Raw genomic sequence first — 12,109 nt, forward strand, 5'->3', positions numbered from 1 at the left:
GGGTGCGGTCGCTTGCGCCGCTGCAACCGACCGGGAATTTTCGACGATCCAGTCCTTGAGAAGGTAAACCGGGTCCTCCGCCTTGCGCGGGGGGCTTCGTCATGTGTCCGTCGCCGCCTTGGCGGCTTCGGCGCGAGCAGAGAACGGCAAGGAGTATCCAATGCCCAAGATGAAGACCCGGCGTTCCGCCGCCAAGCGCTTCTCCGTGACCGGCAGCGGCAAGTTCAAGCGCCGCAAGCAGAACCTGCGCCACATCCTCACGAAGAAGAATGCCAAGCGCCGCATGCGCCTCGGCCAGTCCGCCACCGTGGACAGCACCAATGAAAAGGCCGTGCGCCGGATGATGCCCTACGCCTAGGACATAGACGCCATTCAGGTCCTTTCGCCCTCCGGCTGCGTCGGACTCGCCTTTTGCTCCGGTCGAGTACCAAAGAGTACACTCCCTTCGCAAAAGGTTCGTCCTCCTTGCCGGAGAACGAAATTTCCCTGAATGCCGCCCATGTCCGGCGTTATTGCCTTTGCCGGGCCAGCGCCCGGAAAGGCAGCCCAGCCCCGCAAAGGGGAGGGCGCATCTCCCGCACTTTACATTATCCGCTCCGCTGGCCCGGTCTCTCGCCTCGCGGAGTCAAGATCACGATGGAGGTATTCCATGCGCGTGAAGAGAGGTCTCGCCTCACACAGGCGTCACAAGAAGTATCTGGACGCGGCCAAGGGTTTTCGTGGCGGCCGCAGCAAGCTGTACCGCACCGCCCGCGAGGCCGTTGAACGTTCGTGGATGTACGCGTTCCGCGACCGCAAGGTGAAGAAGCGCGAATTCCGCAAGCTGTGGATCCTGCGTATCAACGCTGGTGCCCGCATGCACGGTCTGTCGTACAGCAAGTTCATGCACGGCCTCACCCTTGCCGGCATCTCCCTGAACCGCAAGGTGCTTGCCGACCTTGCCGTGCGCGAGAAGGAAGATTTCGCGAAGCTGGCGCAACTCGCCGCCTCGAAACTCAACTAACCCCCCACGGGGTCTCTACGCATGGACCTTCTCAAGGAACTGGAAAGCCTGGTCCCGGAACTCGAAAGAGGCCTGGACCAGGCTTCGTCGTTGACGGAGCTTGAGGAACTGCGTGTCGCCTTCCTTGGCCGCAAGGGGCGTCTTGCGCAGATCATGGGCCGCCTGCCCGAACTTTCGCCGCAAGACCGGCCCCGCCTGGGGCAGGCCGCCAACGGCGTCAAAATGGCGCTCACCGAACGCTTCGAAGGCCGCAAGACCGCCCTCGAAGCCGCCAGCGAGGCCGCCGCGCTTTCCCGCTTCGACCCGACCCTGCCCGGCCGCGCGCCGTGGCGTGGCTCGCTCCACCCCGATACCCTGGTCATGGAGGAAATCTGCTCCGTGTTCCGGGGGCTTGGTTACGACATCGTGACCGGGCCGGAAGTGGAGATGGACCACTACAACTTCGAAGCGCTGAACATGCCCGCCGAACACCCGGCGCGCGACATGCAGGATACCCTGTACGTCACCGAGTCCATCCTGATGCGCACCCACACCTCGCCGTTGCAGGTGCGCACCATGCTGGCGCGCAAGCCCCCGGTGGCCATCATCGCCCCCGGCAAGGTCTATCGCCGCGACTCGGACATCACGCACACCCCCATGTTCCACCAGATCGAAGGCCTGATGGTGGACAAGGGCGTGAGCATGGCCGACCTGCGCGGCACGCTCACGTCGTTCCTGCGCACCGTGTTCGGCGGCGATACCCGGGTCCGCTTCCGCCCCAGCTTCTTCCCCTTCACCGAGCCCAGCGCCGAGGTGGACATCTCGTGCTGCATCTGCGGTGGCAAGGGGCACGTGGGCAACGAACCCTGCCGGGTGTGCAAGACCACCGGCTGGGTCGAGATCCTGGGCTGCGGCATGGTGGACCCCGCCGTGTTCACCGCCGTGGGCTATGATCCCGAAGAATACACCGGCTTCGCCTTCGGCCTCGGCGTCGAACGCGTGGCCATGCTCAAGTACGGCATCGGCGACCTGCGCATGTTCTTCGAGAATGATGTGCGGTTCCTGTCGCAGTTCAGGTAGCCACTGACCCCGGATGGGTCTTTCGCCCGCTGGCGGCGTCGGGCTGCGCCTTGTGCCCCTGTTGCGCGAGAGTCACGTACAGGAAAAGTACGCTCGCCTCGGCCAAGGCTTGCCCTTCTTGCCAGCGAACGAAATCCCTCATCCGGGGCGGTTGCTGTCATGAACACTGTTTTTTGAATGCTTCTGCGGGGCAACCTGCCTCGTTCGGAAGGGGTGCAGGGGACAGCGTCCGCGTTGCGATCGCCATCCGTAAGGCTCGCGAGCTCGCCTAACGGCTGCCATCCTGCCCGCCGGAGGCGTAAAAAACGCCTGACGACCCCGCCCCTTCGCAAACTTTCTCATGGAGTAGCCCCATGCTGCTGTCCCTTGCCTGGCTGCGCGAATTCGTTCCCTTCGAAGGCACCGCCGAACAACTCGGCGACCGTCTGACCATGCTCGGCCTTGAACTGGAGGAAATCCGCCGCCCGTTCGACGCCATCCGTACCATCGTGGTGGGCCACGTGGTGGAGCGCGCCAAGCACCCGGAGGCCGACAAGCTGTCGGTGTGCAAGGTCGATGCGGGCCAGGGCGAGCTGCTGGACATCGTGTGCGGCGCGCCCAACGTGGCTGCCGGTCAGAAGGTGCCGGTGGCCCTGGTGGGCACCACCATGCCGGGCGGCCTGGTCATCAAGAAGGCCAAGCTGCGCGGCCAGCCCTCGCACGGCATGATCTGCTCCGAGCGCGAGCTGGGCCTCAGCGACGACCATGAAGGCATCATGGTCCTGCCGGAGCACTTCACGGTGGGCAGGCTGCTGGTGGACGAACTGCAACTGGACATGGAGGTGTGCGACATCTCCATCACGCCCAACCGCGCCGACTGCCTTTCGGTGCTGGGCCTTGCGCGCGAAGTGGCCCTGGGCTTCGGCCTGCCGCTGACCCTGCCCCGCCTGAACCTGATGGAAGACGGCCCGGACTGCTCCGGCGAGGTGGCCATCGACATTCCCGACCCGGCCCTGTGCCCGGTCTATCAGGGGCGCATCCTTGAAAACGTGCGGGTGGGCAAGAGCCCGGCGCGCATCCGCCATCGCCTTACCGCCATCGGCGTGCGCCCCATCTCCAACATCGTGGATGCTTCCAACTACGTGATGATGGAGCTGGGCCAGCCCCTGCACGCCTTCGACCTGGACCTGCTGGAAGGCGGGCGCATCGTGGTATCCCCGGCGGTGGCGGGCGAGCGCATCGTGACCCTGGACGGGCAGGATCGCGTGCTGACCCCCGGCGACCTGCTGATCCGCGACGGGGTGAAGCCCGTGGCCCTGGCGGGTGTCATGGGCGGCGCCAATACCGAGGTTTCCGACGTCACCACCCGCGTGCTGCTGGAAAGCGCCGTGTTCCGCCCCGGCACCATCCGCCGCACCTCGCGCCGGTTGGGCCTGTCCAGCGAGGCGGCGTATCGCATGGAGCGCGGGCTGGACCAGCCGGGTTCGCTCTTTGCCCTGCACCGCGCCGTGCAGATGATGGCCGAACTTTCCGGTGCGCGGCTGCGCCCCGGCGTGTGCAAGGCGGAACCGCGTCCGTGGACCAGCCCCGCGTTGCGCTTCCGCCCGGCGCGCGCCCGCATGCTGCTGGGCATGGGCGAGGACACCATCGGCGACGGCTTCTGCGCCGACACCCTGACCAGCCTCGGCTGCGTGCTGGACAAGACGGACGCCGCCGACTGGAAGGTTTCCGGCCCCAGCCACCGCCTGGACTTCGAGCGCGAGGCCGACCTGATCGAGGAAGTGGGCCGCGTGTACGGGCTGGACGCCATCCCCCCCGTGCTGCCCAAGGTCATGCGTCCGCTGGACCAGGCGGGCGCGCCCGAGTCCGAGTACGATTTCTGGAGGCGTATCAAGGGGTGGGGCCGCGGCCTCGGCCTTAACGAAGCCATCAACTACAGCTTCGTGGGCCAGAAGGATCTGGACCATCTGGGCCTGCCCGCCGAGGGGCGCATCCCGATCATGAACCCGCTGTCGGAAGACCAGAACGTGTTGCGCACGGCGCTGGCCCCCGGCCTTCTGAACAACCTGCGCCACAACATCGCGCAGGGCAACGCGGGGCTGCGGCTGTTCGAACTGGCGCGTATCTTCACGGCGGACGCCGGGTCGGAGACCACTGCCTGCGAACGTGGGCGCCTGGGCATCCTGATGTACGGCGCGCGCCACGACAGCGCGTGGCCCAACCCGGAAGCCGACGCCGATTACCAGGACCTCAAGGGCGTGGTGGAACACTTCGCGGCCTTCCTGCACCTGGGGCAGCCGTGCTGCGCGGTGGCCGATGCGCCGCACCCCTTCCTGGCCCCGTGCGTCACCGTGACGGTACAGGGCAAGGCGCTGGGCGTCATGGGCCGGGTAAGGCCCGACCTCGCCGACGCCTACCATGCCCGCAAGGACGTGTGGCTGGCCGACATCGACCTTGATGCGGCGCGCCAGTTGCACGACGCGGTGACGGTGCGCTTTGCCGCGCTGCCGGTGTATCCGCCGGTGCGGCGCGACATCACGGTCATGGCGCCTGCCGCGCTGCAGGCCGGCGCGGTGCTGGACCATGTGCGGGGAATGCGGCTGCCGCTGCTGGAAGGCATCGAACTCATTGACGTGTTCGCCCCCGAAGACCGCGAAGAGCGCAACCTGACCTTCCGCATGACCTTCCGCCATGCCGGGCGCACCCTGAAGGACGCCGAAGTGGACAAGGAACGCGAGAAAGTGGCAAGTTCGCTCCAGCAGGCACTTCCCATCCGGCTCTAGGGTTCGGCGGGGAGCGCCGCGTGCCCGCGCGGTTCGTGCGGGCGCACGGACAGTGAAACGGGAGACGGCATGGCGGAGCGGACATACCGGATAGGCGAGGCGGCGTCGCTGCTGAACCTGAAGACCTATGTCCTCAGGTTCTGGGAAACGGAGTTTCCCCAGCTGGTTCCGTTGCGCACCGAAAAGGGCCAGCGCCTCTATACCGAGGCGGACCTGGCCCTGCTGCGGCGCATCCGTCTGCTGCTGCACGAGCGCGGGCTGACCATAGAAGGCGCGCGCCGCATGCTGGCCGAGCGCGGGGCTTCGTCCGGCGTCGGCATGCCCGGTGCGCCCGACATGCCGGATGCGGCGGTGGGCGGCATGGGCGGACTGGTCGGCTTCGGTGATGACGACCCGGACGACATGGCACTGGGCGGTGCGCCGGGCCATGACGATGCTTCCGCCGACGCCGACGCGGATGCCGAACCCGATGTCGACGACGACCTTTCCGGCCCGCCGGGCCACCCCCTGTCCGCCGCCGCCTCGCGCGTGCAGGCGTGGGACCAGTACCTGCACGGGCTGCTGCTGCCCGATGACGGCAACTCCGCGCCCGCAAACGCCCGAGGCGGGCAGGCCGCTCCACAGGCCGCGCAGGCCGGGCCTGCTGATGGCGGCACCGCCACGGCCTGTTCCGGTGACGCGGCATCCGGCGGCGCCGCACCCGGAACGGTGCGCGAGATCATCGCGGAACTGCAGGCCATGCGACGCCTGCTGGCTGGCGCGGACTGATACCGCCATCCTTCTGCCGGGGCGGACGTCGCCCCGTCTGCCTGCCGCCGCTTCCGCCATTTTTGTTCGCCTGTCGCGTGATGGGATGGTCATTGGCCGAACCATACGCCTCCATCCGCACCGGTCCGTTTCCCGCAACCGCGCATCCGCGCCACGAGCACCGCATGATCCTTTCCCCTTCGCTGCTGTCCTCCGACTTCGGCCGTCTGGCCGACGAACTGGCCGCCCTGGAAGCCGCCGGGCTGTCCTGGGTACACTGGGACGTCATGGACGGCACCTTCGTGCCCAACATCACCTATGGCCAGCCGGTCATCGGACATCTGCGGAAACAGAGCCGCCTGTTCTTCGACGTGCACCTGATGGTGGAACGCCCGGAGCGCTACCTGCACGAATTCGTGGACGCCGGGGCGGACATGCTGGTCGTGCACGCAGAGGCGACCCCCCACGTGCAGCGCGCCCTGGCCGAAATCCGCCGCCTGGGCGTCAAGTCCGGCGTGGCCCTGAACCCGCACACCCCGCTTTCGGTGCTGGACTACGTGCTGGACGACGCGGACATGGTGCTGGTCATGACCGTGAACCCCGGCTTTGGCGGCCAGTCGTTCCTGCCCGCCAGCTACCGCAAGATCAGCGAGCTGCGCGCCATGATCAATGCGCGCGGCCTGTCCACGCTCATTCAGGTGGATGGCGGGGTGGACCCCGCCAACACGGCGCAACTGGTGCGCAGCGGGGCAGACGTGCTGGTTTCCGGCTCGGCCTTCTTCAAGTTTCCGCCCTATGGCGAACGGTTGAAGGCGTTCGAGGCGGCGGCGAATTCCGTATTGTAGGCGCGACCGGGGCGGGCAGAGAGCGCTGCAAGCGCATTCGCTCGCGTCATTTTCCCGTTGCCAGATGGCGCGGAACGGACTAGTCGGGTGTGGGCGCCGCCGAGGGGCAGTGCCCACCTCTCGTGTGTGCGGCCAATGCCGCCGCATGGATGAACGGTCTGCCGGTATTCGCCGGATTCGCGGACCTGCCGTCCGGCCAGTGAAGGTTTGATCCTATTGATGTCCAGGCAGGGCGCGCCGCGCCCGTCCCCGTGTATTTCCCGGCGCATCGCGCCGTACCGCTGCATAGCCAACGGCGCAGGGCGCCCGCCCGCCGCCGCATAGAACCCCGCTGGAGGTTGCAATGCCGTCTCGCAAGGAACTCGCCAACGCCATCCGCGTGCTCAGCATGGACGCCGTGGAAAAGGCCAAGTCCGGGCACCCCGGTGCGCCCATGGGCATGGCGGACATCGCCGAAGTGCTCTGGAACGATTGCCTGAAGCACAACCCCGCCAATCCCAAATGGGCCGACCGCGACCGCTTCGTGCTTTCCAACGGGCACGGCTCCATGCTCATGTACTCGCTGCTGCACCTTTCCGGCTACGATGTCAGCATGGACGACATCCGCAACTTCCGGCAGCTGCATTCCAAGACCCCCGGCCACCCAGAATACTCCGTCACCCCCGGCGTGGAGACCACCACCGGTCCGCTGGGGCAGGGCATTGCCACCGCCGTGGGCATGGCCATGGCCGAACGGCTCATGGCCCAGCAGTTCAACCGCCCCGGCTACGACGTGGTGGACCATGCCACGTACGTGTTCCTGGGCGACGGCTGCATGATGGAAGGCATCTCGCACGAGGCGTGTTCGCTTGCGGGCACCCTGGGCCTCGGCAAGCTGACCGCCTTTTATGACGATAACGGCATTTCCATCGACGGCGACATCGCCGGGTGGTTCGCCGACGACACCCCGGCCCGTTTCGAGGCCTACGGCTGGCACGTGGTGCGCAACGTGGACGGCCACGACGGCGAGGCCATCGCCGCCGCGCTCAAGGCCGCCCGTGCGGTGCCCGGCAAGCCCAGCCTGATCTGCTGCAAGACCTGCATCGGCCAGGGTGCGCCCACCAAGGCGGGCAGCCACAACTGCCACGGCTCGCCCCTGGGCGCCGCCGAAATCGCCGCCGCGCGCGAAGGCATGAACTGGCCGCATCCGCCCTTCGAGATTCCGGCGGACATCTATGCCGGTTGGGACGCCCGTCCGCGCGGCACCGCCGCCGAGGCCGCCTGGAACGACCTGTTCGCCCGCTACCGCGCCGCCCATCCCGAACTGGCCGCCGAATTCGAGCGCCGCATGGCGGGCAACCTGCCCGCCGACTGGCAGGCGGGCGTGGCCGCCGCGCTTGCCGCCACCGATGGGGCAAAGGAAACCCTGGCCACCCGCATCGCCTCGCGCAACGCCCTGAACGCCGTGGCCCCGCTGCTGCCGGAAATGATCGGCGGCTCGGCGGACCTTACCGGTTCCGTGGGTACCTGGCACAAGACGTCCAAGCTGGTCACCCCCGGTGACTGGTCCGGCAACTACATCTCCTACGGCGTGCGCGAATTCGCCATGGGCGCCATCATGAACGGCATGGCCCTGCATGGCGGGTTCCTGCCCTACGCGGGCACCTTCCTGATCTTCTCCGACTACGCCAAGAACGCCATCCGCCTGTCCGCGCTGATGGGCGCGCGGGTGGTCTGGGTGCTCACGCACGATTCCATCGGCGTGGGCGAAGACGGCCCCACCCACCAGCCGGTGGAACAACTGGCCGGTCTGCGCCTTACCCCCAACGTGCAGGTGTGGCGCCCCTGCGACACCGTGGAAACCCTGTCCGCGTGGAAGTTCGCCGCCGAATGCGCCACCGGCCCCACCTGCATCTCGCTGACCCGGCAGGACGTGCCCTTCGTGGAACGCACCGCCGAGCAGCTCGCCAACATCGCGCGCGGCGGCTACGTGCTGCGCGACTGCGCGGGCACCCCGGAAGCCCTCATCATGGCCACCGGCTCCGAAGTGCAGTTGGCCCTTGCCGCCGCCGATGCGCTGGCCGCCAGGGGCCGCAAGGTGCGCGTGGTGTCCATGCCGTCGTCCACCCAGTTCGATCGCCAGGACGCCGCGTATCGTGAATCGGTGCTGCCGTCCGCCGTGCGTGCGCGCGTGGCCGTGGAAGCCGCCGCCGTGGACGGCTGGTGGAAGTACCTGGGCCTGGACGGCAAGGCCGTGGGCATGACCGGCTTTGGCGAATCGGCCCCCGGCAAGGTGCTGTTCGAATACTTCGGCATTACCGCCGGGAAGGTCATTGAAGCGGTGGAGTCCCTGATCTAAGGACTCCACAAGGGGCTTTTTGCCTCTGCCTGACCGACCCGAAGGGCGCGAAGCGTGCCCGTTGGGCGAGCGTGCGAGCCCTACGGGCATCGAGCGCAGAGCGGTCAGAACGCCTTTTTATTCCGGTCACGTACGAGAAGAGTGCGCTGCTGTCCCCATCCGTAACACTCGCGCAAGCGCTCGCGTAACGGCTGCGGCACGCTCCCTCCATAAAAAGGCGTTCTTCCTTGGCACAGACAAAAATCCCTCTTGTGGCAGTATTGCCAAGTGGGACGATGGCGTACCGTGGACGCGCAGGACAAGCGCAGTACGGCCCCGCCCCCCAGTCTGGACACCGGGCGCGAACGTGGTAGGATGCAAATGCCACGTTCGCGCCTTTTCTTTTGTCAACCAAATCAAGCAAATCGAGCAGCAGAGGTATATCCATGGCCGTACTGAAGATGACCGACCTTGATCTGAAGGGTAAGCGCGTCCTCCTGCGTGAAGACCTCAACGTGCCCCTGAAGGATGGCAAGGTGACCAGCGACAAGCGCATCCGCGCGGCGCTGCCCTCCCTCCAAATGGCCCTCAAGGCCGGTGCCCGCGTGCTGCTGGTGTCGCATCTGGGCCGCCCCACGGAAGGCGAGTTCGACCCCGCCTTCTCGCTGGCCCCGGTGGCCGAACATCTGTCCAGGGCCCTGGGCTTTCCCGTGCCGCTGGTGCGCGACTACATCGACGGTATCGAGGTGGCGGAAGGCCAGTGCGTGCTGTGCGAGAACGTGCGCTTCCTGAAGGGCGAAAAGAAGGACGACGAGGCCCTGGGCCGCAAGCTGGCCGCTCTGTGCGACATCTTCGTCATGGACGCCTTCGGCGCGGCGCATCGCGCCCAGGCCTCCACCCACGCCGCCGTGCGCTTCGCCAAGGTGGCCTGCGCCGGGCCCCTGCTGGCGGCGGAACTGGATGCCCTGTCCCGCGCGCTGGACGCCCCGGCCAAGCCCATGGTGGGCATCATCGGCGGTTCCAAGGTGTCCACCAAGCTGACCCTGCTGGATACGCTGTCCAAAAAGGTGGACCGGCTCATCGTGGGCGGCGGCATCGCCAACAATTTCATCAAGGCCGCCGGGTACGAGGTGGGCCGTTCGCTGTACGAGCCGGATCTGGTGGACGAGGCCGCCCGCCTGATGGCCGCCGCCAAGGCCGCCGGGGGCGAGATTCCCGTGCCGGTGGACGTGGTGGTGGGGCCGGAATTCGCGGAATCCGCCCCGGCAACGGTGCGCAAGGTTTCCGAAGTGAAGCCGGACGAGATGATCCTGGACATCGGTCCCGAAACGGCAAGGCTGTACCGCGACATTCTGATGCAGGCGGGCACCATCGTCTGGAACGGTCCGGTGGGCGCCTTCGAGGTGGAGCAGTTCGGCCAGGGCACCAAGGCCCTGTGCATGGCCGTGGCCGACAGTCCGGCGTTTTCGCTGGCGGGCGGCGGGGATACCGTGGCCGCCATCGAGAAGTACGGCGTGGTGGATCGCATTTCGTACATGTCCACCGGCGGCGGTGCCTTTCTGGAATTTCTGGAAGGCAAGACCCTGCCCGCCGTGGCCGTGCTTGAGGAACGTTCCGGCAAGGGCTAGCAACGGCAGGATGCAGCGCTGGTACATGCGGGCAATTGCGCGGGTGCACCGGCTTGCGTCATGTGTTTCACGCGGCGCGCTTCCGTTGCCATGGTGGCCTGGGCCATCGGCAACGGGGCGCGCCGTTGACGTTTCACGCCGCGCCAATGCATGGGCCGTGGCGTGGACGTTCAGCCGACGCTCCGCACCTTTAGGATGCGGACATGCACGGCCCGGGGACGGGAAGGGCGCGCGGAAGAAAAGCCCATGGCCGTTACGTTGCATCGGCATCGCGAGCATTGCCGATACGTTGTCGCAACGTGTTTCGCAACGTGTGTGCGGTGTGCGTGCTGCCCTGGGCAGGACCGGGGGGAAGCGGCCACTGACGCAGGTTTTCCTCGCAGCGTGCAGCAGGGGTGCGTGGCGCTGCGTTCATTTTGCGTTCCTGTTTGGGGTTTTCCGCTACGCTGTTGTTGACTTGCTGTAGTTGCGGATGTAAGAGCGGCGATGTGCCGTGACTGGTGCCGATGTTTCGGTGTCGTCGCTTCGGCCCCGTCGTTCAATTCCCGCGGAGGTCCATTATGGATGACTTTTTGAAGGAAGCCCTGGAAATCGTAAAGGCGCAGGCCAGTGTACGGACCATGACGGAGGACGAGATCACCTCCATGGTACAGAAGCTGGCCAATGGCATTCGTGCCATCAGCCTTGGCGAAACCGAGCCTGAAGAGGCGTGCGAAGCCTGCGGCGACCCGCGCAAGGCCGTGAAGGAAAAGTCCATCACCTGCCTCGAATGCGGCAAGTCGTTCAAGATCCTTACCCGCAAGCATCTTGCGTCGCACGGCATTGACGCCGCCGCCTATCGCGAGAAGTGGGGCCTCAAGAAGAACACCCCGCTGGTGTGCAAGGCGTTGCAGCGCGAACGCCGCAAGAAGATGAAGGACATGAAGCTTTGGGAGAAGCGGCGCAAGCCCGCTTCCTAGGCGGGGGGCACCGGCCGCGTGCCGGCAGCCTCGGGAGGGCCGCTTGTTGCGGCGGCACCGCCGAGAATTCGCGACGGAAAAAGGCCGTCCTGCGTGATGCAGGGCGGCCTTTGCCGTTGTTCGGGATGCCCCGCCTGGGCGTGGCCCGCGCGCACCGCAAACAAGGAACCGCCCTGGCGGGCGGTTCGGAGAACATGCGGGAACGGCGGGATGTCCGGGGTCAGTTGTCCAGCGCGCCTTCGCCCACGATGAGCGAGCGGCCGCCGTCGTCGGTGCCGTCGGGCTTGGGGGCGTGTTCCGTGGCCACCATGCGGTAGCCGAAGCTGACGTAGAGCGGGCCCTGGTCGTCGGGGTCGAGGTAGAAGCGCGTTTCGAAGGGGATGGCCCCCTCGTCGCCCACGGCGCGGGGCAGGTAGTCGTATTCCTCGGCGTCGAGCACCCGGCCCGAGGCATCGCTGAGGTAGACCATCACCGTGAGTTGCTCGTACCACTTGGCCCAGGCGGGCAGGGCGCCGGGCGCAAGGCTGGCCTGTCCGCGTACCCCCACCGATTCGCGCAGGGGTACCACGCGGTAGGTGAAGCGCAGGTACTGCATGGCGACGGTCTGCGGCGTGTCGGGCTGCAACTGGGCACGGGCAAGGTGCCCCACGGTCTGCTTGGCGCAGCCTGCAAGCAGGCCGGTGCACAGCAAGAGCATGGCCAGCACGGTCAGCATGCGGAATTCGGGCCGTTTGGCGTGGCCGGATTCGGGGCGGAACGGGGAGCGGGGGGAAAACACGGGCATGGCAT

General features: G+C 67.0%; 9 protein-coding genes and 1 pseudogene. 9 read left to right on the plus strand and 1 reads right to left on the minus strand.

Annotation, left to right across the window (positions count from 1 at the left end):
- The first annotated feature begins 160 nt into the window (after window positions 1–160).
- From rpmI to ABWO17_RS15110, 9 genes and pseudogenes are all read left to right on the plus strand, one after another.
- Window positions 161–358 (plus strand): 50S ribosomal protein L35, encoded by a 198-nt coding sequence (rpmI, locus tag ABWO17_RS15070; RefSeq protein WP_007522955.1) that lies wholly within the window; start codon window positions 161–163, stop codon window positions 356–358.
- 291 nt (window positions 359–649) lie between these two features.
- On the plus strand, window positions 650–1,003 hold the full coding sequence (gene rplT, locus ABWO17_RS15075; RefSeq protein WP_007522954.1) for a 50S ribosomal protein L20: 354 nt from the start codon (window positions 650–652) through the stop codon (window positions 1,001–1,003).
- Between the two features lie 21 nt (window positions 1,004–1,024).
- Window positions 1,025–2,062 (plus strand): phenylalanine--tRNA ligase subunit alpha, encoded by a 1,038-nt coding sequence (locus ABWO17_RS15080; RefSeq protein WP_353119947.1) that lies wholly within the window; start codon window positions 1,025–1,027, stop codon window positions 2,060–2,062.
- A gap of 353 nt (window positions 2,063–2,415) precedes the next feature.
- Window positions 2,416–4,824, plus strand: coding sequence for a phenylalanine--tRNA ligase subunit beta (gene pheT / locus ABWO17_RS15085; RefSeq protein WP_353119949.1), 2,409 nt, complete (start codon window positions 2,416–2,418; stop codon window positions 4,822–4,824).
- 69 nt (window positions 4,825–4,893) lie between these two features.
- Window positions 4,894–5,124, plus strand: a pseudogene (locus ABWO17_RS15090) (MerR family transcriptional regulator); the annotation flags it as partial.
- A gap of 632 nt (window positions 5,125–5,756) precedes the next feature.
- Window positions 5,757–6,416 (plus strand): ribulose-phosphate 3-epimerase, encoded by a 660-nt coding sequence (gene rpe / locus ABWO17_RS15095; protein WP_353119951.1) that lies wholly within the window; start codon window positions 5,757–5,759, stop codon window positions 6,414–6,416.
- Window positions 6,417–6,759: 343 nt separating this feature from the next.
- Window positions 6,760–8,754, plus strand: coding sequence for a transketolase (tkt, locus tag ABWO17_RS15100; RefSeq protein ID WP_353119953.1), 1,995 nt, complete (start codon window positions 6,760–6,762; stop codon window positions 8,752–8,754).
- A 425-nt stretch (window positions 8,755–9,179) separates the two neighbouring features.
- A complete protein-coding gene (locus ABWO17_RS15105; RefSeq protein ID WP_353119955.1) occupies window positions 9,180–10,361 on the plus strand; it encodes a phosphoglycerate kinase in 1,182 nt (393 codons plus the stop codon).
- Between the two features lie 560 nt (window positions 10,362–10,921).
- A complete protein-coding gene (locus ABWO17_RS15110) occupies window positions 10,922–11,320 on the plus strand; it encodes a Ros/MucR family transcriptional regulator (RefSeq protein ID WP_353119957.1) in 399 nt (132 codons plus the stop codon).
- A gap of 220 nt (window positions 11,321–11,540) precedes the next feature.
- Here the strand turns inward: ABWO17_RS15110 and ABWO17_RS15115 are convergent, their stop codons facing one another.
- Entirely contained in the window at window positions 11,541–12,104 is a 564-nt protein-coding gene (locus ABWO17_RS15115) for a hypothetical protein (RefSeq protein WP_353119959.1), read from the minus strand.
- Window positions 12,105–12,109 lie beyond the last annotated feature (5 nt).

It is taken from the genome of Nitratidesulfovibrio sp., from assembly GCF_040373385.1.
Classification (GTDB): Bacteria; Desulfobacterota; Desulfovibrionia; order Desulfovibrionales; family Desulfovibrionaceae; genus Cupidesulfovibrio.

Excerpts from the sequence above, each read along its gene's own strand:
- rpmI (WP_007522955.1), top strand. The coding sequence starts at position 161 with ATGCCCAAGATGAAGACCCGGCGTTCCGCCGCCAAGCGCTTCTCCGTG.
- rplT (WP_007522954.1), top strand. The coding sequence starts at position 650 with ATGCGCGTGAAGAGAGGTCTCGCCTCACACAGGCGTCACAAGAAGTAT.
- ABWO17_RS15080 (WP_353119947.1), top strand. The coding sequence starts at position 1,025 with ATGGACCTTCTCAAGGAACTGGAAAGCCTGGTCCCGGAACTCGAAAGA.
- pheT (WP_353119949.1), top strand. The coding sequence starts at position 2,416 with ATGCTGCTGTCCCTTGCCTGGCTGCGCGAATTCGTTCCCTTCGAAGGC.
- rpe (WP_353119951.1), top strand. The coding sequence starts at position 5,757 with ATGATCCTTTCCCCTTCGCTGCTGTCCTCCGACTTCGGCCGTCTGGCC.
- tkt (WP_353119953.1), top strand. The coding sequence starts at position 6,760 with ATGCCGTCTCGCAAGGAACTCGCCAACGCCATCCGCGTGCTCAGCATG.
- ABWO17_RS15105 (WP_353119955.1), top strand. The coding sequence starts at position 9,180 with ATGGCCGTACTGAAGATGACCGACCTTGATCTGAAGGGTAAGCGCGTC.
- ABWO17_RS15110 (WP_353119957.1), top strand. The coding sequence starts at position 10,922 with ATGGATGACTTTTTGAAGGAAGCCCTGGAAATCGTAAAGGCGCAGGCC.
- ABWO17_RS15115 (WP_353119959.1), bottom strand. The coding sequence starts at position 12,104 with ATGCCCGTGTTTTCCCCCCGCTCCCCGTTCCGCCCCGAATCCGGCCAC.